This window comes from Micromonospora sp. DT31, assembly GCF_049841795.1.
Classification (GTDB): domain Bacteria; phylum Actinomycetota; class Actinomycetes; order Mycobacteriales; family Micromonosporaceae; genus Micromonospora.
This window is the reverse complement of sequence record NZ_JBNCKZ010000006.1, coordinates 332,373-354,628: the sequence shown is the minus strand read 5'-3', so window position 1 is coordinate 354,628 and position 22,256 is coordinate 332,373. Positions and strand designations below refer to the sequence as shown.

The 22,256-nt window shown below is 73.4% G+C and carries 21 protein-coding genes; 19 read left to right on the top strand and 2 right to left on the bottom strand.

Translation table 11 applies throughout. The features are described 5' to 3' along the window. Nucleotides 1-46: 46 nt before the first annotated feature. From mfd to ACLQ2X_RS13730, 4 genes are all read left to right on the top strand, one after another. Nucleotides 47-3,694, top strand: coding sequence for a transcription-repair coupling factor (mfd, locus tag ACLQ2X_RS13745; RefSeq protein WP_425681382.1), 3,648 nt, complete (start codon nucleotides 47-49; stop codon nucleotides 3,692-3,694). 47 nt (nucleotides 3,695-3,741) lie between these two features. Next, nucleotides 3,742-4,485, top strand: a complete 744-nt coding sequence (locus tag ACLQ2X_RS13740; RefSeq protein WP_425681381.1) for a hypothetical protein — start codon at nucleotides 3,742-3,744, stop codon at nucleotides 4,483-4,485. A 2-nt stretch (nucleotides 4,486-4,487) separates the two neighbouring features. Next, the gene (locus tag ACLQ2X_RS13735) at nucleotides 4,488-5,477 is read left to right on the top strand and encodes a nucleoside triphosphate pyrophosphohydrolase (protein WP_425681380.1); all 990 of its coding nucleotides are present in this window, start codon (nucleotides 4,488-4,490) and stop codon (nucleotides 5,475-5,477) included. Nucleotides 5,478-5,972: 495 nt separating this feature from the next. Further along, nucleotides 5,973-7,592: a DUF885 domain-containing protein gene (locus ACLQ2X_RS13730; RefSeq protein ID WP_425681379.1), complete on the top strand. Its 1,620-nt coding sequence runs from the start codon at nucleotides 5,973-5,975 to the stop codon at nucleotides 7,590-7,592. Nucleotides 7,593-7,610: 18 nt separating this feature from the next. Here the strand turns inward: ACLQ2X_RS13730 and ACLQ2X_RS13725 are convergent, their stop codons facing one another. Beyond that, nucleotides 7,611-8,495: an NAD(+) diphosphatase gene (locus ACLQ2X_RS13725; RefSeq protein ID WP_425681378.1), complete on the bottom strand. Its 885-nt coding sequence runs from the start codon at nucleotides 8,493-8,495 to the stop codon at nucleotides 7,611-7,613. Further along, nucleotides 8,492-9,184, bottom strand: a complete 693-nt coding sequence (locus ACLQ2X_RS13720) for a hypothetical protein (protein ID WP_425681377.1) — start codon at nucleotides 9,182-9,184, stop codon at nucleotides 8,492-8,494. The genes ACLQ2X_RS13725 and ACLQ2X_RS13720 overlap by 4 nt, the downstream gene beginning before the upstream one ends. Before the next feature lie 212 nt (nucleotides 9,185-9,396). Here ACLQ2X_RS13720 and eno point away from each other — a divergent pair, with 212 nt between their 5' ends. From eno to ACLQ2X_RS13645, 15 genes are all read left to right on the top strand, one after another. Then, on the top strand, nucleotides 9,397-10,680 hold the full coding sequence (eno, locus tag ACLQ2X_RS13715; protein ID WP_425681376.1) for a phosphopyruvate hydratase: 1,284 nt from the start codon (nucleotides 9,397-9,399) through the stop codon (nucleotides 10,678-10,680). A gap of 27 nt (nucleotides 10,681-10,707) precedes the next feature. After that, nucleotides 10,708-11,337, top strand: coding sequence for an FtsB family cell division protein (locus ACLQ2X_RS13710; protein WP_425681401.1), 630 nt, complete (start codon nucleotides 10,708-10,710; stop codon nucleotides 11,335-11,337). 23 nt (nucleotides 11,338-11,360) lie between these two features. Beyond that, entirely contained in the window at nucleotides 11,361-11,918 is a 558-nt protein-coding gene (locus ACLQ2X_RS13705) for a DUF501 domain-containing protein (RefSeq protein WP_425681375.1), read from the top strand. A gap of 1 nt (nucleotide 11,919) precedes the next feature. Then, the gene (locus tag ACLQ2X_RS13700; RefSeq protein WP_425681374.1) at nucleotides 11,920-12,432 is read left to right on the top strand and encodes an amino-acid N-acetyltransferase; all 513 of its coding nucleotides are present in this window, start codon (nucleotides 11,920-11,922) and stop codon (nucleotides 12,430-12,432) included. 53 nt (nucleotides 12,433-12,485) lie between these two features. Next, nucleotides 12,486-13,415 carry an exopolyphosphatase gene (locus tag ACLQ2X_RS13695; protein WP_425681400.1) on the top strand — a complete coding sequence of 310 codons (930 nt, stop codon included), beginning with the start codon at nucleotides 12,486-12,488 and terminating at the stop codon, nucleotides 13,413-13,415. Nucleotides 13,416-13,490: 75 nt separating this feature from the next. After that, complete coding sequence (locus tag ACLQ2X_RS13690) at nucleotides 13,491-13,823, top strand: PadR family transcriptional regulator (RefSeq protein ID WP_425681373.1); 333 nt, start codon at nucleotides 13,491-13,493, stop codon at nucleotides 13,821-13,823. Beyond that, nucleotides 13,820-14,818: an HAAS signaling domain-containing protein gene (locus ACLQ2X_RS13685; protein ID WP_425681372.1), complete on the top strand. Its 999-nt coding sequence runs from the start codon at nucleotides 13,820-13,822 to the stop codon at nucleotides 14,816-14,818. Before ACLQ2X_RS13690 ends, ACLQ2X_RS13685 begins: the two co-directional genes overlap by 4 nt. Before the next feature lie 269 nt (nucleotides 14,819-15,087). Next, on the top strand, nucleotides 15,088-15,810 hold the full coding sequence (locus ACLQ2X_RS13680) for a dienelactone hydrolase family protein (protein WP_425681371.1): 723 nt from the start codon (nucleotides 15,088-15,090) through the stop codon (nucleotides 15,808-15,810). A 19-nt stretch (nucleotides 15,811-15,829) separates the two neighbouring features. After that, the gene (locus ACLQ2X_RS13675; protein WP_425681399.1) at nucleotides 15,830-16,543 is read left to right on the top strand and encodes a uracil-DNA glycosylase; all 714 of its coding nucleotides are present in this window, start codon (nucleotides 15,830-15,832) and stop codon (nucleotides 16,541-16,543) included. Between the two features lie 20 nt (nucleotides 16,544-16,563). After that, a complete protein-coding gene (locus tag ACLQ2X_RS13670) occupies nucleotides 16,564-17,295 on the top strand; it encodes a DUF4129 domain-containing protein (protein WP_425681370.1) in 732 nt (243 codons plus the stop codon). Next, the gene (locus tag ACLQ2X_RS13665) at nucleotides 17,292-17,876 is read left to right on the top strand and encodes a hypothetical protein (RefSeq protein ID WP_425681369.1); all 585 of its coding nucleotides are present in this window, start codon (nucleotides 17,292-17,294) and stop codon (nucleotides 17,874-17,876) included. Before ACLQ2X_RS13670 ends, ACLQ2X_RS13665 begins: the two co-directional genes overlap by 4 nt. Next, on the top strand, nucleotides 17,876-18,874 hold the full coding sequence (locus ACLQ2X_RS13660; RefSeq protein ID WP_425681368.1) for an AAA family ATPase: 999 nt from the start codon (nucleotides 17,876-17,878) through the stop codon (nucleotides 18,872-18,874). The genes ACLQ2X_RS13665 and ACLQ2X_RS13660 overlap by 1 nt, the downstream gene beginning before the upstream one ends. Continuing rightward, the gene (locus ACLQ2X_RS13655) at nucleotides 18,874-20,232 is read left to right on the top strand and encodes a DUF58 domain-containing protein (RefSeq protein ID WP_425681367.1); all 1,359 of its coding nucleotides are present in this window, start codon (nucleotides 18,874-18,876) and stop codon (nucleotides 20,230-20,232) included. The genes ACLQ2X_RS13660 and ACLQ2X_RS13655 overlap by 1 nt, the downstream gene beginning before the upstream one ends. A 22-nt stretch (nucleotides 20,233-20,254) precedes the next feature. Beyond that, nucleotides 20,255-20,818 carry a hypothetical protein gene (locus ACLQ2X_RS13650; RefSeq protein WP_425681366.1) on the top strand — a complete coding sequence of 188 codons (564 nt, stop codon included), beginning with the start codon at nucleotides 20,255-20,257 and terminating at the stop codon, nucleotides 20,816-20,818. Between the two features lie 101 nt (nucleotides 20,819-20,919). Continuing rightward, nucleotides 20,920-22,251 (top strand): NAD(P)/FAD-dependent oxidoreductase, encoded by a 1,332-nt coding sequence (locus ACLQ2X_RS13645; RefSeq protein WP_425681365.1) that lies wholly within the window; start codon nucleotides 20,920-20,922, stop codon nucleotides 22,249-22,251. The last annotated feature ends 5 nt before the right edge of the window (nucleotides 22,252-22,256 follow it).

Sequence of the window (22,256 nt, the reverse complement as noted above, 5' to 3'; positions counted from 1 at the left end):
CCCCGTCCGGCTGGACGTGGGGTAATCGGCCTGTCTGGAAGTGATCATGAGCACGCTCGCCGGTCTGTTCGCCGCCGCCCTCGCCGACCCCGGTCTGAGCCGGGCCCGTGACCTGGCGCGCTCGGGTGCGGCCCAGGTCGACGGCCTCGATCTGACCGCCCCCGCCGCGCTGCGCCCGTTCGCCGTGGCCGCCGTGGCCGCCGACGAGCCGGCCGGCGGCGCGGGTCGACCGGTGCTCGCGGTCACCGCCACCACCCGGGAGGCCGACGACCTGGCCTCCGCGCTGGGTAGCCTGCTGCCGCCCGAGCAGGTCGCGGTCTTCCCGTCCTGGGAGACGCTGCCGCACGAGCGGCTCTCACCCCGCTCCGACACCGTCGGGCGGCGGCTGGCCGTGCTGCGTCGCCTGGCCCACCCCGCCTCGGCCGACGCGCACGGGCGCACCGGGCCGCTGCGGGTGGTGGTCGCCCCGGTGCGGTCGCTGCTCCAACCGCAGCTCAAGGGCCTGGGCGATCTGGAGCCGGTGCAGCTCGCCGCCGGTGAGGAGGCCGACCTGGAAGAGGTGGCCCGCCGGCTCACCGACATGGCGTACGCGCGGGTCGACCTGGTCACCAAGCGCGGCGAGTTCGCCGTACGCGGCGGCATCCTGGACGTCTTCCCGCCCACCGACGAGCACCCGTCCCGGGTCGAGTTCTGGGGCGACGAGGTGGAGGAGATCCGCACCTTCGCCGTGGCCGACCAGCGCACCATCGAGGGCGTCGCGCACCTCTGGGCGCCGCCGTGCCGGGAACTGCTGCTGACCCCCGCGGTGCGGGAACGGGCCGCCGCGCTCGCCGTCGAGCACCCGGAACTGGCCGAGATCCTCGACAAGCTGGCCGAGGGCATCCCGGTCGAGGGCATGGAGTCACTCGCCCCGGCGCTGATCGGCGCGGACGCGCTGGAGCTGCTCGTGGACTGCATGCCGGCCGGCGCCCACGTCCTGCTCTGCGACCCGGAGCGCATCCGCACCCGGGCGCACGACCTGGTGCGTACCTCCGACGAGTTCCTCCAGGCCAGTTGGGCCGCGGCCGCCGTCGGCGGCCAGGCCCCGGTGGACCTCGGCGCCGCCGCCTTCAAGACGTTGGCCGAGGTACGCGCGGCGGCCCGCGCCCTGGGCCAACCCTGGTGGACGCTCGCGCCGTTCGGGCTGGTCGAGGCGCAGACGCCGTCGGCCCCGCAGCCCTGGGAGGACGAGCCGACCGAGGTCGACGTCACCCCCGACGACGCCATCGCGGTGAGCCTGGCCGCGCAGCCGGCCCCGCTCTATCACGGCGAGACCGCCCGGGTGGTCGACGACCTGAAGCGCTGGGCCGGTGAGGGCTGGTCGATCGCGTTGGTCTTCGAGGGCCACGGCCCCGCCCAGCGGGCCGTCGAGGTGCTGCGGGACGCCGGTCTGGGCGCCCGGCTGACCGAGGAGGTGCCCACCGCGCCCGCCCCCGGCGAGGTGCTCGTGTCGTGCGGCTGCCTGACCGCCGGTTTCGTCGACGAGGCGTCGAAGTTCGTGCTGCTGACCGGCGACGACGTCACCGGTGGCCGGGGCACCTCCACCCGCGACATGCGCAAGATGCCCAGCCGGCGGCGCAACACCATCGACCCGCTGGAGCTCAAGGCCGGCGACTTCGTGGTGCACGAGCAGCACGGCATCGGCCGCTACGTCGAGCTGGTGCAGCGCACCGTCAACGGCGCCAGCCGGGAATACCTGGTCATCGAGTACGCGCCGAGCAAGCGCGGCCAGCCCGCTGACCGGCTGTTCGTCCCCACCGACCAGCTCGACCAGCTGTCCCGCTACGTCGGCGGCGAGCAGCCCACGCTGCACAAGATGGGCGGCTCGGACTGGCAGAAGTCCAAGGCGCGGGCGCGCAAGGCGGTACGCGAGATCGCCGCCCAGCTCATCCAGCTCTACGCCGCGCGCAAGGCGTCCAAGGGGCACAACTTCGCCCCCGACACCCCGTGGCAGCGCGAGTTGGAGGACGCGTTCCCCTGGCAGGAGACACCCGACCAGATGGCCGCCATCGAGGAGGTCAAGCGGGACATGGAGCAGACCGTCCCGATGGACCGGCTGATCTGCGGCGACGTCGGCTACGGCAAGACCGAGATCGCGGTACGGGCGGCGTTCAAGGCGGTGCAGGACGGCAAGCAGGTGGCCGTGCTGGTGCCCACCACGCTGCTGGTGCAGCAGCACTACAACACGTTCGCCGAGCGGATGAGCCAGTTCCCGGTATCGATCCGCCAGCTGTCCCGGTTCCAGACGCCGAAGGAGAGCGAGCGGACGCTGGAGATGGTCGCCGACGGCACCGTCGACATCGTCATCGGCACGCACCGGCTGCTCCAGGCGTCCGCCCGGTTCAAGTCGTTGGGGCTGGTCATCATCGACGAGGAGCAGCGGTTCGGCGTCGAGCACAAGGAGCACCTGAAGACGCTGCGCGCCTCGGTCGACGTGCTGGCCATGTCGGCCACCCCGATCCCGCGGACGCTGGAGATGGCGATCACCGGCATCCGGGAGATGTCCACCATCGCCACCCCGCCGGAGGAGCGGCACCCGGTGCTGACGTTCGTCGGGGCGTACGACGACCGGCAGGTGGCCGCCTCCGTCCACCGCGAGCTGCTCCGCGACGGGCAGGTCTTCTACCTGCACAACCGGGTCGAGTCGATCGACAGGACGGCCCGGCGGCTCCGGGAGCTGGTGCCCGAGGCCCGGGTCGCGGTGGCGCACGGCCAGATGGGTGAGGAAGCGCTGGAGAAGGTGATGGTCGGCTTCTGGGAGAAGGAGTTCGACGTCCTGGTCTGCACCACGATCGTCGAGTCGGGCATCGACATCCCGAACGCCAACACGCTCATCGTGGAACGGGCCGACCTGCTCGGCCTGGCCCAGTTGCACCAGATCCGCGGCCGGGTCGGGCGGGGCCGGGAACGGGCGTACGCGTACTTCCTCTACCCGCCGGAGAAGCCGCTCACCGAGAACGCGCACGAGCGGCTGGCCACCATCGCCCAGCACACCGAGCTGGGCGCCGGCATGTACGTGGCGATGAAGGACCTGGAGATCCGGGGCGCAGGCAACCTGCTCGGCGGCGAGCAGTCCGGCCACATCGAGGGCGTCGGCTTCGACCTGTACGTCCGGATGGTCGGCGAGGCGGTCTCCGCGTTCAAGGGCGAGCGGCCGGAGGAGGAGACCGAGGTCAAGGTCGACCTGCCGATCGACGCGCACCTGCCGCACGACTACGTGAGCGTGGAGCGGCTGCGCCTGGAGATGTACCGCAAGCTCGCCGAGGCGCGCGACTCCGAGCGGCTGGACGAGGTGGTGGCCGAGATGACCGACCGGTACGGCGAGCCGCCCGCGCCGGTGCAGAACCTGGTCGCGGTGGCGACGTTCCGGTTGCTGGCCCGCCGCTACGGTCTCACCGACGTGTCGATGCAGGGCAAGCACATCCGGTTCAGCCCGCTGCCCCTGCCGGACTCGAAGCAGATGCGCCTCAAGCGCTACCACCCGGACTCGGTCTACAAGCCGGCGCTCGACCAGGTCAGCGTGCCCCGGCCGAGCACCCGCCGGGTCGGCGGCGAGCCGCTGCGGGACCAGGCGCTGTTGCAGTGGTGCGGGCAGCTCCTCTCCGACGTGCTGGGCGAGCCGGCCGTCGCCCCTGCCCCGGCGGGAGCACGATGAGGTGGGGGGCGTCCTCGGCGCGTACGGGGCGTGAGAGAGTGACCGTCATGCGTGCTCGCCGTCTTGTCGCCGTCGCCAGCGTGGCGCTCGGCCTCGTCGCCCTCTCCGGATGCCGTACCGAGCCGGGTGTCGCCGCCTACATCGGTGACCAGCGCGTCACCGAGGATCAGGTCACCTCGATCCTCGACGAGGTGCGCGAAGGGCTGGCCGCCTCGCCGGCCACCGCCCCGCAGGCCGACGCGCTGCTGCCGGCCCGGTCGCAGGTGGTCGCCACCCTGGTGCTGACGGACGTGTGCCGGAAGCTGTCCGCCGAGAAGGGCTACCAGCCGCAGGGCCAGATCACCCCGGACCAGGTCGCGCAGCAGAGCGGGTTGCCCGCCGGTGCGGCGTACCCACGGAAGGTGGCCGAGTTCTACACCTGTCTGTCCGGCGTGCCCGCCGGCGAGCAGACCGCGCCCACCGAGAAGGAACTGTCCGCGGTGATCGCCGCCGGCCGGTCCGCCGGGGCGATCCCCCCGGACGTGTCCGACGCCGAGGCCGCGCAGCAGCTCGACGGCGCCCAGCTGCGGTCCGCCCTGGCCACCCGGAAGGCGCTCGCCGACGCCGTCGGCGGATACGACGTCACGGTCAACCCGCGCTACCGCCCGCTCGTCTTCCCGCTGCTCAGCTTCAAGGGCGACGTGGCGGCGATCTCCGTGCCGCTGGGCGAGTCGGGTTCGTCGGTCACCGACATCTCCACCCCGGATGCCGACGAGTCGGTGCCGGTGATCGAGCCGTCGGCGGCGCCCTGAGCATGAGCGCGCGCATCGTCCTGCTGGTCACCTCGCCCCGGCTGCCCGCCGGCCTGCTGACCGCTGCGGCCTGGGACGCCGTACGCTCCGCGCCGGTGCTGGCGGGTGCGGAGAGCGAGCTGACCCGGGCGGTGCGGTCCACCGGTGCCGAGGTGAACGTGGTGGCCGGCGGCGCCACCCAGGCCCTGCTCGACGCGGCCGCCGCGCACGGCGGCGCGGTGTGGCTGGCCGGTCCGGCCGGTGACGAGACGCTCGCCCGTGAGCTGGGCCTGCGGCTGGCTCGCCAGCCAGGGTTGGCCGAGTTGGAGCTGATGTACGGCTCGTGGGATCCGCCGGGCGCCCGGCTGCTCGACGCGGTCGAGGTGATGGACCGGTTGGCCTCCCCGGGGGGTGACCCGTGGAAGCGGGCGCAGACCCACCGCAGCCTCGCCGCGTTCCTGCTGGAGGAGTGCTACGAGGCGTACGACGCGATAAGCGCCGACGACACCGACGCGCTCCGCGAGGAGCTGGGTGACGTGCTGCTCCAGGTGCTGCTGCACGCGCGGTTGGCGGAGGACCTGCCGGACGGGAAGAGCTGGACCGTCGACGATGTGGCCGGGACCCTGGTGGAGAAGATGGTGCGCCGCAACCCGCACGTGTTCTCCGGCGAGCCGGCCGGTTCGATCGAGGAGATCGAGGCGAACTGGGAGCGGATCAAGCGGGCCGAGAAGACCCGGGACTCGGTGTTGGACGGCATCGCGCTGACCCAACCCGCGCTCGCGCTGGCCGCGAAGATCCTGGACCGGGCCGGCCGCGTCGGTCTGGCGGTGCCGCCGCCGCTGGCCGAGTCCCAGGTGGACCCGGAGGCCCGGCTCGGCGCGAGCCTGCTGGCGACGGTCGCCGCCGCCCGTCAGGCCGGTATCGACCCGGAGGCCGCGTTGCGACGCGCCACCCTGGCGTACGCCGAGGCGGTCCGCACCGCCGAACGCGCTACTCCCGACCACCCCGCCTGACCCACCCCGCCCCAGCCGCCCTGCCCCGCTCCAGCCGCCCCGTCGCTCGCGACCGCGCACTCCGCCCAAGCCCGGCGCCCCGCAACAAACCGGGTCGGCGTGACACGTGTCGCCGCGCAAGAGCCCTCTCCCGCCCTACCCGCGATCTTGCGCTTACCGCCCGACAAATATCGCTGATGCCCCTTCTGCCCGGGCGGAGGTTGCAAGATCGACGGGTGGCTGTGGTGTCCCCCTGCCCGTGACACGTGGGTGGCTCGACCTCGCGCTTCAGGGGGGTGACCCGGACCGGTTCGCGTTCGTCCCTGCCGGGCGGCACCTGCGTCTCTCGTGAAGTGGGGTGCGTGGAGGGAAACGGGTGGATCTTGGTAGGAAAACGCCCCTCTGGGGGCCATTTCGTACCAAGATCTGGGGCGGGCGGGCGGGTGAAGGGCGGGTGGGGCGGCGGGGGAGGCGTGGGGGGACGTGGTGGGGGGCGGAGATCGGTAGGGTTCCGGTATGGAGTCGTTCGTGCCGCTGGCGGAGCGGATCGTGGAGGCGTTGCTGGAGAGCCGGCCCGGGCTCGCGACCGGTGTCGGTGACCACCGCTACGACGACCGTCTCCCGGACCTCTCCGCCGACGCCCTCTCCGCCGACCAGGCGATGCTGAGGGAGGCCGCCGACGCGCTCGCCGAGATCGACCCGGACGTGCTGGACGTGGCGGAGGGCGTCGACCACGCGTTGCTCACCAGCCTCGTCGACCGGGATCTGTTCGAGGCCACCGAGATCCGCGCCCACGAGTGGGATCCGTTGCGCCACAACCCGGGGCCGCTGCTGCACGCCCTGCTGGCCCGCCCCTACGCCCCGGTCGAGGAGCGCCTGACCCACCTGGCGGGGCGCCTGTCGGCCGTACCGGACGCGCTGGCGACCGCGCGCGCGACGCTGCGGGACATGCCGCGCATCCACGCGGAGACGGCGGTCGGGCAGTTCGCCGGCACCGCGGCGCTGGTCCGCGACGAGGTGCCCGCGTTGCTCGCCCAGGCGCCGGCGTTGCGGGACCGGGTCGGCCCGGCGGCCACCGCCGCGACCGCCGCGCTCGACGAGTTCGGGGCGTGGCTGCGGCGTGGCCTGGCCGACGACGCCGGCCCGGGGCGCGACCCGCGGTTGGGCCGGCGGCGCTGGGAGGCGCGGCTGTGGCACACGCTCGACACCGAGCTGGGCGCCGCCGAGGTCCAGCGCCGCGCGTGGGCGAACCTCGACCGGGTCACCGAGGAGATCCGCGCGGCGGCGGTCGAGCTGGTCGGTGGTCCGGCCGACGACGAGACGGTACGCCGGGCGTTGGACCTGCTCGCCGCCGAGCACCCGGACGACGCCACAGTGGTCGGCCTCGCCTCGGTCACACTTGACGAGGCCACCGATTTCGTGCGGCACCACGACCTGGTCAGCATGGTCGGCGACCCGTGCGTCATCGAGGAGATGCCGGAGTTCGCCAGGGGCGTGGCGGTGGCCTACTGCGACGCGCCGGGCCCGCTGGAGACGGCGGCGCTGCCCACGTTCTACTGCATCGCGCCCACCCCGGCGGCCTGGCCGGCGCGGCGGGTCGAGTCGTTCTACCGGGAGTACAACGACCACATGATCCGCAACCTGACCGTGCACGAGGCGATGCCCGGCCACTTCCTCCAGCTCGCCCACGCCCGGCGGTACGCCGGCCCGACCCGGGTGCGCGCGCTCACCGACTCCGGTGTGTTCGTGGAGGGCTGGGCGGTCTACACCGAGGAGTTGATGGCGGGGCTCGGCTTCGGTGGGCTGCCGGTGCGGTTGCAGCAGCTCAAGATGCAGTTGCGGATGACCATCAACGCGTTGCTCGACCAGCTCGTGCACTGCGACGACCTGCCGGAGTCGGAGGCGATGGCGCTGATGACCGGGCGCGGTTTCCAGGAGGAGGGCGAGGCGGCCGGTAAGTGGCGGCGGGCGCTGCTCACCTCCACCCAGCTCTCCACCTACTTCGTGGGCTACAGCGAGATGGCCGACATCGCCGCCGCCCGGCCGGACGGCGTGCCGGTGCGCGACTGGCACGACGCGATGCTGGCCCACGACTGCCCGCCGCCGCGTCACCTGCGGACACTGCTGGGACTGTGACGGCCGGAACGGCGGTGGCTATCCGGCCCGCGGTGGTCCGCCGCGGACCGCCGCATCGATCAGCCAGCGTGACAGCGAGTACGCGGGCGGCAACTCGGCGGGCAGCGCGTCCACCGGGAACCAGCGGGCCTCGGCCAGTTCGGTGCCGTCGACCACGGGTGCGGCGGTCGGGTCGGCCACCTCGGCGGTGAAGCCGACCAGCAGCGTGCCCGGCCCGGAGAACGCCCACGGCTGGCTGTCGACGTACGTGGGGGGCCCGAGCGTCAGGCCGACCTCCTCGGCGGTCTCCCGGTGCACGGCCGCCTCCAACGACTCGCCCGCCTCGACGAACCCGGCGACAAGCGCCCACAGCCCGGTCGGCCCGTAGGTGTGTCGGACCAGCAGCAGATCGCCGGCACCGCCGGCCGGGCCGGGCCGGGTGATCGCGGTGAGCACCGCGACCGTGAGCGGCAGGAACAGGGTCAGCCCGCAGTCGGGGCAGCGTCGCGCGGTTTCGCCGGGCACGTCGGCCAGTTCCGCCCGGCACGCCCCGCACCACCTGTGGGTACGCCGCCAGGTGATCACGGCCAGCGCCCGGCCGGCCAGGTCCGCCTGCGGTGCGGGCAGTTCGGCGGCGAGGCCGCGCCAGCCGCGCCACCGGCCGGGCAGCGACTCGGGTTCGGTGACGTCGACCGCCCAGGCCGGGGTGCCGTCGAGCGTGCCGACGGCCACCCAGGCGAGGTCACCGGGCAGCGTGCCGACCCGTATCGGCCGCCCGTCGTCCGCGGTCAGCAGTTTCCGGCCGGACACCGGCAGGGCCACGTCGTCGACGTGCGGCGGTCGGCCGTGGTCGGCGGCGGGCCGGAAGCCGACGGCGGGCGGCCCGGGGGAGGACGCGGGCGGGGAGCCGGCGGGCCCGGTCACGACGTGGTCGTGCGGCGGTCCACCACGCCGGCACCGGCCGGCACGGCGAACGAGGCCGCCTCGACCGTCTCGGTGTAGCGGCTCAGCGTCATCTCGGCGGGTTTGCCGTCGAGCGTGCCGGTGAAGCTGCCGAGCACCCCCTCGTTCGTGACGCAGGCGGCGAAGCGTTCCCCGGCGTGGCTGACGTCGACGCAGGTGGCGTGGTGACCGGCGAGCGTGGTGTCGCTCTGCTCGATGACCGCGTCGGGTGCCAGGGCGGCTTCGGTGAGCAGTCGGATCACCGCGGGCGGGGTGATCTGGCCCTGCTTGCGTACCTCGTCGTAGACGATCACCGACGGCTTGCCGGCGGTGAGCAGCGGCGGCGACACGGTGCAGGAGGTCCGGCCGGTGGTGCTCGCGCACCGGGTCACCGACTCCTGCGTCACCGTGATCTTGCCGCCGGGCCAGGCGTACGAGGAGCGCAGGGGCTTCCTGGTCTGTGCGACGGAGGCGACCTGACCGCCGCCGAGCTGGTATTCGGCGGCCCAGGTCCGTTCCAGTGCCCGGTCCATCCGCGCGGCCAGGTCGTTGACCAGGTCGGAGCGCCCGAGCGCGACGCCGGCGTCGTCCAGGGACTGGCAGCCGGTGACCGAGAGCGACGCGATGACCGAGGCGGCGAGCACGCGGAGAGTCGTCGAGGCGGCAGGCATGATGCCCAGCCTTGTCGATTGACGCAACGTATCGCAAACCCGTTGCCGGTTGACTACCGGTAATCGGGGGAATGTCCGTCTCGTGCAGCGGTTCGGTGCCCGCCCCGACCGCCGCACCGAAGGTCGGGGACCGATACGCTGCGTTCAACACCTGCCTCAGCCGCACCGTCGCGGCCCATCCGGACCGGAACACACGAACGAGGAGCGACTCAGTGGCAACCATCGAGGGAATCGTCGCCCGGGAGATCCTGGACTCGCGGGGCAACCCGACGGTCGAGGTCGAGGTCGGGCTCGACGACGGCACGATCGCCCGTGCCGCGGTGCCGTCCGGCGCCTCCACCGGCGCGTTCGAGGCGGTCGAGCTGCGCGACGGTGACTCCGATCGCTACCTGGGCAAGGGCGTCGAGAAGGCGGTCGCCAACATCGAGGACCGGATCGTCGACCAGCTCATCGGCTACGAGGCCAGCGAGCAGCGGCTGATCGACCAGAAGATGATCGACATCGACGGCTCGGACAACAAGGGCGAGCTGGGCGCGAACGCCATCCTCGGTGTCTCGCTGGCCGTGGCGAAGGCCGCCGCCGGCAGCGCCGAGCTGAGCCTGTTCCGCTACCTGGGTGGCCCGAACGCGCACCTGCTGCCGGTGCCGATGATGAACATCCTCAACGGTGGCGCGCACGCCGACTCGAACGTCGACATCCAGGAGTTCATGATCGCGCCGATCGGCGCGCCGACGTTCCGGGACGCGGTGCGTTCCGGCGCCGAGGTCTACCACGCGCTGAAGTCGGTGCTGAAGAAGAAGGACCTCTCCACCGGGCTCGGCGACGAGGGCGGCTTCGCGCCGAACCTGCCCACCAACGCCGCCGCGCTGGACCTGATCGCCGAGGCCGTCGAGAAAGCCGGCTACCGGCTCGGCACCGACATCGTCTTCGCGCTCGACGTGGCCGCCACCGAGTTCTTCGACAACGGCACCTACACGTTCGAGGGCAGCGCGAAGAGCGCCGAGGAGATGAGCAACTACTACACGAAGCTCGCGGGTGACTACCCGATCGTCTCGATCGAGGACCCGCTGGCCGAGGACGACTGGAGCGGCTGGGCCACCCTCACCGCCGCGCTGGGCGACCGGATCCAGATCGTCGGCGACGACCTGTTCGTCACCAACCCGCAGCGCATCGCCCGGGGCATCGCCGAGCGGGCAGCCAATGCGGTGCTGGTGAAGGTCAACCAGATCGGCTCGCTGACCGAGACGCTGGACGCCGTGGACCTGGCCCACCGTGCCGGGTTCCGCTGCATGATGAGCCACCGCTCCGGCGAGACCGAGGACACCACCATCGCCGACCTGGCCGTCGCCACCGGCTGCGGGCAGATCAAGACCGGTGCGCCGGCCCGCTCCGACCGGGTCGCCAAGTACAACCAGCTCCTGCGGATCGAGGAGGAGTTGGCCGACGCGGCGCGGTACGCCGGTGCGGGCGCGTTCCCGCGCTACCGTTCGGCCTGAGCCAGCGCTCCGGGGAGGGGTGTGACGATGCAGCAGCGCCGCACACCGGGCGGCCGGCGGCCGGCCCGGCCCGGCCAGGTCGGCCGGGCGGGCGGCGCCCGGGTCCGGGCCACCGCCCGTGACGGTGTCCGCGCCGAGGCGCGCGCCGCCGGCCGGGCACCCGGCGCGTCCCGGACCACCGACGGGGTACGCCCGGCGAGCCGCCCCGCCGCGGCTCGGCGTACCGCCGCGGGTGGTCCGGTCAAGCGGCTGACCGCACCCCAACCCCGGCGCTTCACCGGGCGGGCCACCGTGCTGTTCGCGGTGCTGATCGCGCTCGCGCTGGGGTACACCTACCCGGTCCGGGTCTACCTGGACCAGCAGGCCGACATCGAACGGATGGAGGCGTCCCAGGCCGAGCAGCGCAGGCTGATCGAGCGCCTCACCGCCGAGGCGGCCAAGTGGAAGGACGACGCCTACGTCGAGACGAAGGCGCGGGAACGGTTCTTCCTGGTCCGGCCGGGCGAGACGGCACTCGTGGTGCTCCGCGACCCGGAGGGGGCCGCCCGGGACGCCGGGAAGGGCGCGAAACCGGGCGCGCCGACCACGCCCGGGCCCTGGTACGACACCCTGTGGTCGAGCGTGCAGGCGGCCAACGCCGAGCGCGCCGACAAGTGAGCGAATTCCGAGAGGCACAACCCGTGAGCGTCGTACCACCGCAGGAGCCGGCGGCTGACTCCGTACCCCCGCCGGGACGCCAGCCGGCCACCGAGGCCGACCTGGCGGCGGTGGCCGCGCAGCTCGGGCGCCCGCCGCGCGGCACCCGGGCGGTGGCCCACAGGTGCCCGTGCGGCCTGCCCGACGTGGTGGAGACGACCCCCCGGCTGGCCGACGGGACGCCCTTCCCGACGTTGTTCTACCTGACCTGCCCGCGGGCGACGGCGGCGTGCAGCCGGCTGGAGTCGGCGGGGTTGATGAAGGAGATGGCCGACCGGCTCGCCGAGGACCCGGAGTTGGCCGCGCGCTACCGGGCCGCGCACGAGGACTACCTGACCCGTCGGGCGGCGATCGGCGAGGTGCCGGAGATCGCCGGTATCTCCGCCGGTGGGATGCCGGGGCGGGTGAAGTGCCTGCACGTGCACCTGGGTCACGCGCTGGGCGCCGGCCCCGGGGTGAACCCGTTCGGCGACGAGACGCTGGCGCTTGTGGAGAAGTGGTGGGCCGCCGGCCCCTGCGTGGACGTGCCCACGGACCGGTGAGATGACCGCCGCCGAGCAGATCACGATCCGCCGGGCCCGGACCGCCGACGTGCGGGGCATCCGGCGGCTGGTGGACACCTACACCGACGATCGCCGGCTGCTCAGCAAGGCGACGGTGACGTTGTACGAGGACGTGCAGGAGTTCCGGGTGGCGGTGACCTCGGACGGCACGGTGGTGGGCTGCGGCGCGTTGCACGTCATGTGGGAGGACCTGGCGGAGATCCGCACGGTGGCGGTGGATCCGTCGTGCCGGGGCCACCGGATCGGGCAGCGGATCGTCGGCGAGCTGATCGACTCGGCGCGGGAGCTGGGCATCGCCCGGATCTTCGTGTTGACGTTCGAGACCGGCTTCTTCGGCTCGTTCGGGTTCCGCGAGATCGACGGCGCCCCCGTCCCGCAGCCGGTGTACGAGCAGCTCCTGCGCTCGTACGACGAGGGTGTGGCCGAGTTCCTCGACCTGGAACGGGTCAAACCCAACACCCTGGGCAACACCCGCATGCTCCTGCGCCTCTGAGCTCGCGCGGGTTCGGGGCGGCCTGTCGTAGGGTGGGCGCCGTGAGTGAGCGTGTGGCCGCCATCGACTGCGGGACCAACTCGATCCGACTGCTGATCGCCGACCTGCCCGACCCGTCCGCCGGGCCGCAGGCGCCGCTGACCGACGTCAGCCGGCGGATGGAGATCGTCCGGCTGGGCCAGGGCGTCGACCAGACCGGCCGGCTCGCCCCGGAGGCGATCGAGCGGACCCGGGTGGCGCTCGCCGACTACGCGGCGGAGATCGAGAAGTCGGGTGTCGCGCGGGTGCGCATGTGCGCCACCTCGGCCTCCCGCGACGCCTCCAACGCCTGTGACTTCCGGGACATGGTGGAGCGCACGCTCGGCGTACCGCCGGAGGTGGTGACCGGCGACGAGGAGGCACGCCTGTCGTTCACCGGCGCGGTGCGTGGCCTGCCCGCCGAAGCCGAACCGCCGTACCTGGTGGTCGACATCGGCGGCGGCTCGACCGAGTTCGTGGTGGGCACCCGCGAGAGCGGCGTGCGGGGCGCGATCTCGGTGGACATCGGCTGCGTCCGGATGACCGAGCGGCACCTGCACGGCGATCCGCCCACCCCGGCGCAGGTCGCCGCCGCCGAGGCCGACATCGCCGCCGCGGTGGACCGGGCGCTCGCCGCCGTGCCGGGCCGGGACGCCGCCACGCTCGTCGGGCTGGCCGGTTCGGTCACCACCGTGGTCGCGCTGGCAAAGGGGCTCCGGGAGTACGACCCGAGCCGCATCCACCACGCCCGGGTCTCCTACGCTCAGGTGGCCGAGGTGACCGCGGATCTGCTCGGCAAGAGCCGCGAGCAGCGGCTGGCCCACCCGGTGATGCACCCCGGTCGGGCCGACGTGATCGGTGCCGGCGCGCTCGTGCTGCGGGTGATCATGGAGCGGGCCGGCCTGTCGTCGGTGGTCGCCTCCGAGCACGACATCCTCGACGGCATCGCCTGGAGCCTCGCCTAGCCTTCCGCGCCGGCGTTCCGGCCGGCCGGGGTGTGTCGTTGACGGTAGTACGCATTGCGTACTACTGTGCTGAGCGTGGATACCACGCAGCTCCTCAAGGGCGTCCTCGACCTGGCGGTGCTCGCCGTGCTCAAGGACGACGACGGATACGGCTACGACATCCTGCGGAGGCTGCGCGAGGCCGGGCTGACCGAGGTGGGCGACGCCTCCGTCTACGGCACCCTGCGCCGGCTGTTCGCGGCCGGACTGCTCACCACGTACGTGGTGCCCAGCGAATCCGGGCCGCACCGCAAGTACTACTCGCTCAACGCCGCCGGCCGTGACCAGCTCACCCGCTCCGGCAAGACGTGGCGCTCGTTCGCCACCACGATGGACGCACTGCTCGACGATCGGGGGATGGCGGCATGACCGTCACTGGGCAGGAGATCACGGACTACGTCGACCGGGTGCGGGCCGCGCTCGCAGACCTGCCGCCGGAGGTCCGTGACGAGTTGACCGAGGACCTGCCGGAACACCTCGCCGAGGTGGCCGCCGAGGGCGACGGCGCGCTGGTGGACCGGCTGGGCACCCCCGAGGCGTACGCGTCCGAGCTGCGCGCCGCCGCCGGGGCCGAGCCCGGCCGGCGACCGGCACGCCTGCACCGGCTGGACGAGATCCGCGAGCAGGCGGTGACCCAGGTGCGCCTGCTCGACAAGCAGCTCGGCCCGCTGTTCGGGCACGATACCGTGGGTGACTTCCTGCGCCCGCTGAGTCCGGCCTGGTGGCTGCTGCGCGGCTGGCTGGCCGCGATAGTCGTGGCCGCGGTGGTGGACGGACGGCCCGGCCTGCTGCCCCGGATCGGCGACAACACCTCCGCGGGGCTGCTGCTGCTCATCGGTGCGGTCGTCGCGTCGATGTGGTGGGGCCGTCGCTCCGCCGGCGTCACCGGGTGGACGCGGCGGCTGCACCACTGGGGAACCGCCGCTCTCCTGGTCCTCGCCGTCGTGGTGCTCGCCGAAGTGGACCAGCAGGCCAGCACCGGCTACTACACCGACTACGAGCAGACGTCGGTGGATCACCGGCACGAGATGATCGAGGACGTCTTCGTCTACGACCAGCAGGGGCGGCTGATCCGCGACGCCCAGCTCTTCGACCAGAACGGCGTGCCGATCCGCCTCGGTTGGCCGAACTGCCTCGACCGGTCCGGTGCCGTGCCCGCGCCGCGCAACGCCTACCCGTACTGCCCCGAGGCGGCCCCGTTCGGCCCGCCCGCCCCGAACGGCCAGCCCGCGCCCAGCGGTTCACCCGCGCCCGCGGACAGTGGTTCGCCCGGTCCGGGGGCGACCGCGACGCCCGGTCCCGCGGTGTCCGGCCTGCCGCCCGCGCCGACGGGGGCCGCCACGCCCGAAACCCCGGCGCGCTGAGGCAGGGCGGGCCCCGCCGGCCAGGTCGGGGAGCATCGATGTGGTGCCGCCTGTCGAGCTGATGTCGTCAACGACTCAGCTCGACAGGCGCCGTACCACCAGCCGCCCGCCGTGCCGGGGAGGGAACACACCTGTCCGGCGGGTCGACAGGAGGTGAATGCCACTGTTCTTCCGTCTTCCCCGGGCCGGTGACGGCGTGGCACGCTACCGACACGTAACAGCCACTGGGCGACCAGCCAACGTTGACTGACCGCTAGGAGGACGGGTCCATGGGCGAAATGGTGAGCTTCACCGGCACCGGGGGGATCAGCGAGGGGTATCTCGCGATACCCTCCGGCGGTGCGGCCAGCCCGGCGGTCATCGTCATCCAGGACTGGTGGGGCCTCGTGCCCCACGTCCGGGCCGTCGTCGACCGCTTCGCCGAGGCCGGCTTCGTCGCCCTCGCACCCGACTTCCGGCACGGCGGCCCGGCCGTCAAACCGACCGAGCCGCGGCTGATGCTGAACAGCTCCCAGATGGACGAAGCAGCCAGCGACATCGCCGCCGCCGCCGAATACCTGGCGGGACGGCCGGAGGTCGCCGGCAAGGTGGGCTGCGCCGGCTTCTGCGCCGGGGCCAGCCTCGCCCTGTGGTCGGCCACGTTCTCCGAGCGCATCGTCGCCACCGCCGGGTTCTACCCGCGCCTGCCGTGGGAGGGCATGGCCACCGACGGGGCGGACAATGCCGACGGGGCGGACAACGCCGGCTGGGCCGGCTACGCCGGTAAGGCCGCGCTCATCCACTGCTCCGAAGCGGACGGCCTGTCCGCCGCCGACGGGGTGCAGAGCGTCCGCCGGTCCATCGAATCCGCCGGGGGCACCTGCCAGACGTTCGACTACCCGGGCACCGCGCACGCGTTCTTCAACGAGGACCGCCCGGAGCACTTCGACCAGCGGGCCGCCGCCACCGCCTGGGCCCGCACCCTGGAACTGTTCCGGGCGAAGCTTGGCTGAGACGCGTACCGCCGAGGAGGTGGTCGCCCGCGCCGCGCGGGCGACCGACCTGGCCGACCTCGACGGCGCGGTCAGCGACTGTTTCGCCTGCCCCCGGCTGGTGGCGTGGCGCGAGGAGGTGGCCCGGGTCAAGCGGGCCGCCTTCCGCGACCAGGACTACTGGGGACGGCCGGTGCCCGGCCTCGGGCCCCAGGACGCGCGGATCGCCGTTCTCGGCCTGGCGCCGGCCGCGCACGGCGGCAACCGCACCGGTCGGATCTTCACCGGGGACCGCTCCGGCGACGTGCTCTTCGCCGCGCTGCACCGGGCAGGGCTGGCCAACCAGCCGACGAGCGTCTCCGCCGACGACGGTCTCACCCTGCGCGACACCCGCATCTTCGCCGCGGTGCGGTGCGCCCCGCCGGACAACAAACCCACCCCCGCCGAGCGGGACACCTGCGCCCCGTGGCTGCACCGCGAGGTCGAACTGGTACGCCCCACGCTGCGCGTCGTGGTCGCACTCGGCGCGTTCGCCTGGGCCGCGTGGTGGCCGGTGCTGCGCCAGGTGTACCGCAGACCGCCGCCCACACCGCGACCGGCGTTCGGTCATGGGGCACACTGGTCCGGCGAGTCCGTGCCGGCGTTGCTGGGCTGCTATCACGTCAGCCAACAGAACACGTTCACCGGCCGGCTCACGCCGGCGATGTTGGACGACGTGTTCACCCGGGCGAAAGACCTGGCCGGGGTGGACTGAGGAACACCTGAGGCGGTGGGATGGACTTCGACGTGCTGCGTAGGTGGTGGCCGCTCGCCGCGGTGACCCTGCTGCTCGCGGTCGCCGCGCTCGCCGCCGGCCATTCCGCCATCGGGGCCAGCCACATCCCGCCCGCAGCCGACACCATCCCGTACGTGCCGGACTATCCGTCACCGGAGGCGGTGCCGTCGATCGCGGTCGAACCCCGGGACGCCGGCGAATCCGCCTCGGGCGGGGTGCCCGACCTGTTGGCCGTCGTCGCCGTGGCACTCATGGTCGCGGTCCTCGCCGTCGCCGTCGGGTACGTGCTCTGGTCGGTGCTGCGGGGCGCGCTGCGGCGCACCACCCGGGCGGTGCCGACGCGCCGGACCCGGCGTACCGCCGAGGGCACCGCCCGCGAGGTGGTGGCCGCGCTGGACGCCGGACTCGTCGAACTGGACGACCACGCCACCGACCCACGGACCGCGGTGATCGCCTGCTGGGTGCGCCTGGAGGAGACCGCCGAGGACGCGGGCGTGCCGCGGCAGGCGGGTGACACCCCGACCGACCTGGTCAGCCGGCTGCTGCGCGGCGACCCGGCCGCCGGCATCCCGGCCGTCGCCAGCGCCGACGTGCTGGACGGTTTCGCGCACGTCTACCGGGAGGCCCGGTATGCCACCCACCCCGTCGACGAGCGCACCCGCGACCAGGCCCGCGCCGCGCTGCGCCGGCTGCGCGGCGAACTGACCAGCCTGGCGGGGGAGACCCCGTGAGCGCAAGCATCGACGACCTGCTCTCGTTCGGCGGGGAGTCCGCCGGGGAACCCGAGCGCCCGTCCGGGGCCGGCCGGGCGGGCCGGCTGCTGCGGACCGCCGCGGTCACCGCCGCCGTCGTCGTGGTGATCGTGGCCGGGTTTCGGGGGGTCGGCCTGCGGGTGCCGGTCTGGATCATCGCGGCGGGGGTGCTGGCCGTGCTCGCCGTACGCCGGGTCACCGCCGCGTTGTCGCCCCCGCCACCGCCCCGCGCCGGCTCCCGCAGCCCCGCCGGGGAGGAGCCCGGCAGCTGGAACTGGTCGGCCCAGGACGCGGTACTGACCGCCATCAACGGTTGGGAACGACCGCTGGACTGGTGTGCCGACAACCCGCAGCGGTTCACCGAGCGGGTCCTGCCCCGCCTGGGCGAGCTGGCCGACGAGCGGCTGCGCCAGCGCCACGGGGTCACCCGCGAGTCCGACCCGGGGCGGGCCCGCGCCCTGCTGGGCGAGCCGCTCTGGACGTTCCTCGACACCCCCGCCCGTCGCCCCCCGTCGCCGCGCGACCTCGCGGCGATCGTCGCCGAACTGGAGAAGATCTGATGAACGACGTGGACCCGGGCATGGCCCCCGCCGAGGTGGGCCGGCTCGCGCGCACCGTCCTGGACGCGGTCGGCACCGTCGTGGTCGGCAAGCGCGACGCTCTGGAACTGGTGCTGGCCGGCATCCTCGCCGGTGGCCACGTGCTGTTGGAGGATCTGCCCGGCCTGGGTAAGACACTCACCGCGCGGTGCTTCGCGCAGGCGCTCGGGCTGGACTTCCGGCGGCTCCAGTTCACCCCGGACCTGCTGCCCGCGGACGTGACCGGCTCGTTCCTCTACGACCAGAGCAGCGGCGACTTCTCCTTCCGGGCCGGGCCGGTGTTCACCAACCTGCTGCTCGCCGACGAGATCAACCGCACGCCGCCGAAGACGCAGTCGGCGCTGCTGGAGGCGATGCAGGAGAAGCAGGTCTCGGTCGAGGGCGTGACCTACCGGCTGGACGAGCCGTTCCACGTGCTGGCCACCGCGAACCCGATCGAGTACGAGGGCACCTACCCGCTGCCGGAGGCGCAGCTCGACCGGTTCCTGCTGCGGGTGTCGTTCGGCTATCCCAGCCACGACGAGGAGTGGGAGGTGCTGAGTCGGCGGCTCGCCCGCCGCCGCGAGGAAGCCGAGATCAAGCCGGTGGTGGACGCCGCCACGCTGCGGACCATGCAGGCCGCACTGGAGAGTGTGGTGGTCGAGGACTCGATCGGCCGCTACATCGTGGCCCTCACCGCGGCCACCCGGGAACACCCCTCCGCACTTGTCGGCGCGTCCCCGCGCGGTTCGCTGGCGCTGCTGCTGCTGTCCCGGGTACGTGCGGTGTTCGCCAACCGGGACTACGTGGTGCCGGAGGACGTGAAGGCGGTGGCGGTGCCCGCGCTGGCGCACCGGATCACGCTGCGGCCGGAGATGTGGCTACGCCGGGTCGACCCGGCGTTCGTGGTCGGTGAGGTGCTGGAGTCCACGCCCGCCCCGGCCAGTGGCGCGCTGCCCAGCTACGCCGCCGGACACTGATGGACCGGGCCGAGGCCGGCGGCTGGGCGCCCACCTGGGCGCTCGGACGGGCCGTGCTGCTCACCGGCGTGCTGCTGGTCGCGGCCGTGCTGCTCGGCCGGATCGACCTGGTGGTCATGGCCACCCCGTTCGCGCTGGGCACCGCGTACGCGCTGCGCCGCCGCCCCGCCGCGCCGCCCGAGCTGGAGTTGGGCGTCGCGGACACCCACCTGGTCGAGGGTGCCCCGCTGGCCGTCACCGTCGCGGTGGCCAACGCCGACCAGGTCGGGTACGACATGGTGGTGGTGCGGACCCGGATGTCCCGGTGGCTGCGGGTGGAACAGGTCGGCTTCGGCGGGGCCGGGCTGGACGTGAGCCGCTCCGGCGGGGCGGACCGCCCGTTCGTCACCTCCGTACCCGCGGGCAGTGCCGTCGACCTGCAACTGACCGGCACCGCGCTGCGGTGGGGCCGGCACCCGATCGGGCCGGCGGGTGTCCGGGTCGCCGCCGCCGACGGGCTGCTGGTGTCCCGCGCGGTGATCACCGAGGCGATCCGCGCCCGGGTCTACCCGCGTACCGAGCCGTTCGAGGCGGTCGAGGCGATGCCCCGGGCCGCCGGGCTGGTCGGCGCGCACCGGTCACGGCGGCCGGGGGAGGGCGGCGAACTGGCCGGGGTACGCGTCTTCGCCCCCGGCGACCGGCTGCGCCGCATCGACTGGCGGGTGTCGCTGCGGGCCCGCCAGCTGCACGTCGCCTCCACCCTGTCCGACCGGGACGCCGAGGTGGTGGTGCTGATCGACGTGCTGGCCGAGGCGGGCCGCTCCGGCGGGGTGAACGGGCTGGCGTCGGTGCTCGACACCACCGTCCGGGCCTCCGCCGCGATCGCCGAGCACTACCTGCACCGGGGGGACCGGGTCTCGCTGCTGGAGTACGGTCCGGCCGCCCGGCGGCTGCGCCCGGGGACCGGTCGCCGGCAGTACCTGACGGTGCTGGAGTGGCTGCTCGACGTGCAGCCGGAGTCGTCCCCGTACGAGCCGTACGACCAGGTCTTCGGCCCGCAACTGCTCTCCTCCGACGCGCTCGTGGTGGTGCTCACGCCGCTGCTCGACGAGCGGTCCGCGCAGATGTTGGCCCGGCTGGCCCGGGGCGGGCGGTTCGTGGTCGCGGTGGACACGCTGCCGGCGGAGCTGCCGGTGCCCAAGGATCGGGGCTGGGCCGAGGTGGCGTACCGGCTGTGGCGGCTGGACCGGGACACGATGATCACCCAGCTGCGCGAGCACGGCGTGCCGGTGGTGCGCTGGGCCGGCGCGGGCAGCCTCGACGAGGTGCTGCGTGACGTGGCCCGCTTGGCGACCGCCCCGAAGGCCGGGTTCCGGTGAGCGCGAACGAAAGGCCGGCACAGTGACGGAGGCCCTGGTCGAGCGGGTGCGGGCGCTGCGGTACGCCGCCGCCCGGGTCAGCCCTCTGCCGCTGCTGGTGCGCGGCGGGATCTTCCTCACCGTGCTGGCCGGCCTGCTGCTCGCGTACCCGGTGCAGCTTCTGACCTCGCGTGCGCTGCTGATCCTGACGGTGGTCGCGGTGCTGCCGGCGGTCGCGCCGCGGCGGATCTGGCCGACGTTCGCCGCGCTGGTGACGGTCGGCGGCTGGCTGCTGGCCACCCTCGGGTTCGACCGGCCGCCGGCGCTGTGGCGACTGCTCGCCGTATCGGCGCTGCTCTACCTGGCGCACTCGCTGTGCGGCCTCGCCGCGCTGCTGCCCCACGACGGTCTGATCGATCCGGACGTGGTGCTGCGGTGGCTGGCGCGGGCCGGTGGCGTGGTGCTGGCCAGCGCGGTGCTCGGGGTGGTGCTGGCCTGGCTGGGCGGGGTCGGCGGGACCGACGGTTCGCAGGCGTACACCGTGGTGGGGTTGCTGGTCGCGGTGGGAATGAGCGCGCTCCTGGGGTGGCTGCTGCGTCGCAGGTGACCCGGCGCGACGCACGTCGTGCAGGTCACACCGGTTGTGCTCCGTCACAGAAGGGGGTCTCAAGCGGGATTACCGGGGCCTGCCGGGGAAAGATGGATGACGTGAATCCGAAGCGGATCCTTGTCGTGGGTGCCGGGCACGTCGGCCTGTACGCCGCTCTGCGCCTGTCCAAGAAGCTGAGCTCCCGTGAGGCCGAGGTCGTCGTCGTCGACCCGCAGCCGCACATGACGTACCAGCCGTTCCTCCCGGAGGCGTCGGCGGGCAACATCTCCCCCCGGCACGCCGTGGTGCCGCTGCGGCGGGAGTTGCGCAAGTGCACGGTGGTGGCCGGCACGGTCACCCGCATCGACCACGACCGTAAGACCGCCGTGGTGCAGCCGATCAGCGGCCCGGCCCGCGAGATCGGGTACGACCACGTGGTGGTCGCCCCCGGCTCGGTCTCCCGCACCCTGCCGATCCCAGGCCTGCACGAGCAGGGCATCGGGTTCAAGACCATCGGTGAGGCCATCTTCCTGCGCAACCACGTGCTGGACCGGCTCGACGTGGCGGCCTCCACCACCGACCCGGCGGTCCGCAGCCGGGCGTTGACGTTCACCTTCGTCGGCGGTGGCTACGCCGGCATCGAGGCGCTCGCCGAGATGGAGGACATGGCCCGCGACGCCCTGCGCTACTACCCGGAGCTGAAGCCGGAGGAGATGCGCTGGGTGCTGGTCGAGGCCACCAACCGGGTGCTGCCCGAGGTCGACCGGGACATGGGCGCGTACACGGTGCAGCAGCTGCTGAAGCGGGCCATGGACATCCGGTTGGACACCCGGCTGGAGTCCTGCGTCGACGGGATCGTGAAGCTCTCCGACGGCGACAGCTTCCCGTCCGACACCATCGTCTGGACCGCCGGTGTGAAGCCATCGCCGATGCTGGACGCCACGGACTTCCCGCGCGACGAGCGGCGGCGGGTCACCTGCCGGCCGACGTTGCAGGTGGTCGACGGCGACCGGGTGATCGAGGGCGCGTGGAGCGCCGGTGACTGCGCCGCCGTGCCGGACCTGACCAAGGAGCCGGGCAGCTACTGCTCGCCGAGCGCCCAGCACGCGGTGCGGCAGGCGGCCCGGATGGCCGACAACATCGTGAACGTGATCCGCGGGCGCGAGCCGGTCGACTACAAGCACAAGCACGCGGGCAGCGTGGCCAGCCTCGGCCTGCACAAGGGCGTCGCGCAGGTCTACGGCATCAAGATGACCGGCTGGCCGGCCTGGTTCATGCACCGCACGTACCACATGTCGCGGATTCCCTCGCTCAACCGCAAGGTGCGCGTGGTGGTCGACTGGACGCTGGCGTTCTTCCTCAAGCGTGAGGTGGTCGCCCTGGGCCAGTTGCACGACCCGCGGGAGGAGTTCGCCGAGGCGTCCGCCCCGCCGGTCGGCGCGCGCGTCTGACCGAT

Excerpts from the sequence above, each read along its gene's own strand:
- ACLQ2X_RS13740 (WP_425681381.1), top strand. The coding sequence starts at position 3,742 with ATGCGTGCTCGCCGTCTTGTCGCCGTCGCCAGCGTGGCGCTCGGCCTC.
- ACLQ2X_RS13730 (WP_425681379.1), top strand. The coding sequence starts at position 5,973 with ATGGAGTCGTTCGTGCCGCTGGCGGAGCGGATCGTGGAGGCGTTGCTG.
- ACLQ2X_RS13660 (WP_425681368.1), top strand. The coding sequence starts at position 17,876 with ATGAACGACGTGGACCCGGGCATGGCCCCCGCCGAGGTGGGCCGGCTC.
- ACLQ2X_RS13655 (WP_425681367.1), top strand. The coding sequence starts at position 18,874 with ATGGACCGGGCCGAGGCCGGCGGCTGGGCGCCCACCTGGGCGCTCGGA.
- ACLQ2X_RS13680 (WP_425681371.1), top strand. The coding sequence starts at position 15,088 with ATGGGCGAAATGGTGAGCTTCACCGGCACCGGGGGGATCAGCGAGGGG.
- ACLQ2X_RS13670 (WP_425681370.1), top strand. The coding sequence starts at position 16,564 with ATGGACTTCGACGTGCTGCGTAGGTGGTGGCCGCTCGCCGCGGTGACC.
- ACLQ2X_RS13685 (WP_425681372.1), top strand. The coding sequence starts at position 13,820 with ATGACCGTCACTGGGCAGGAGATCACGGACTACGTCGACCGGGTGCGG.
- ACLQ2X_RS13710 (WP_425681401.1), top strand. The coding sequence starts at position 10,708 with ATGCAGCAGCGCCGCACACCGGGCGGCCGGCGGCCGGCCCGGCCCGGC.
- ACLQ2X_RS13700 (WP_425681374.1), top strand. The coding sequence starts at position 11,920 with ATGACCGCCGCCGAGCAGATCACGATCCGCCGGGCCCGGACCGCCGAC.
- mfd (WP_425681382.1), top strand. The coding sequence starts at position 47 with ATGAGCACGCTCGCCGGTCTGTTCGCCGCCGCCCTCGCCGACCCCGGT.
- ACLQ2X_RS13720 (WP_425681377.1), bottom strand. The coding sequence starts at position 9,184 with ATGCCTGCCGCCTCGACGACTCTCCGCGTGCTCGCCGCCTCGGTCATC.
- ACLQ2X_RS13735 (WP_425681380.1), top strand. The coding sequence starts at position 4,488 with ATGAGCGCGCGCATCGTCCTGCTGGTCACCTCGCCCCGGCTGCCCGCC.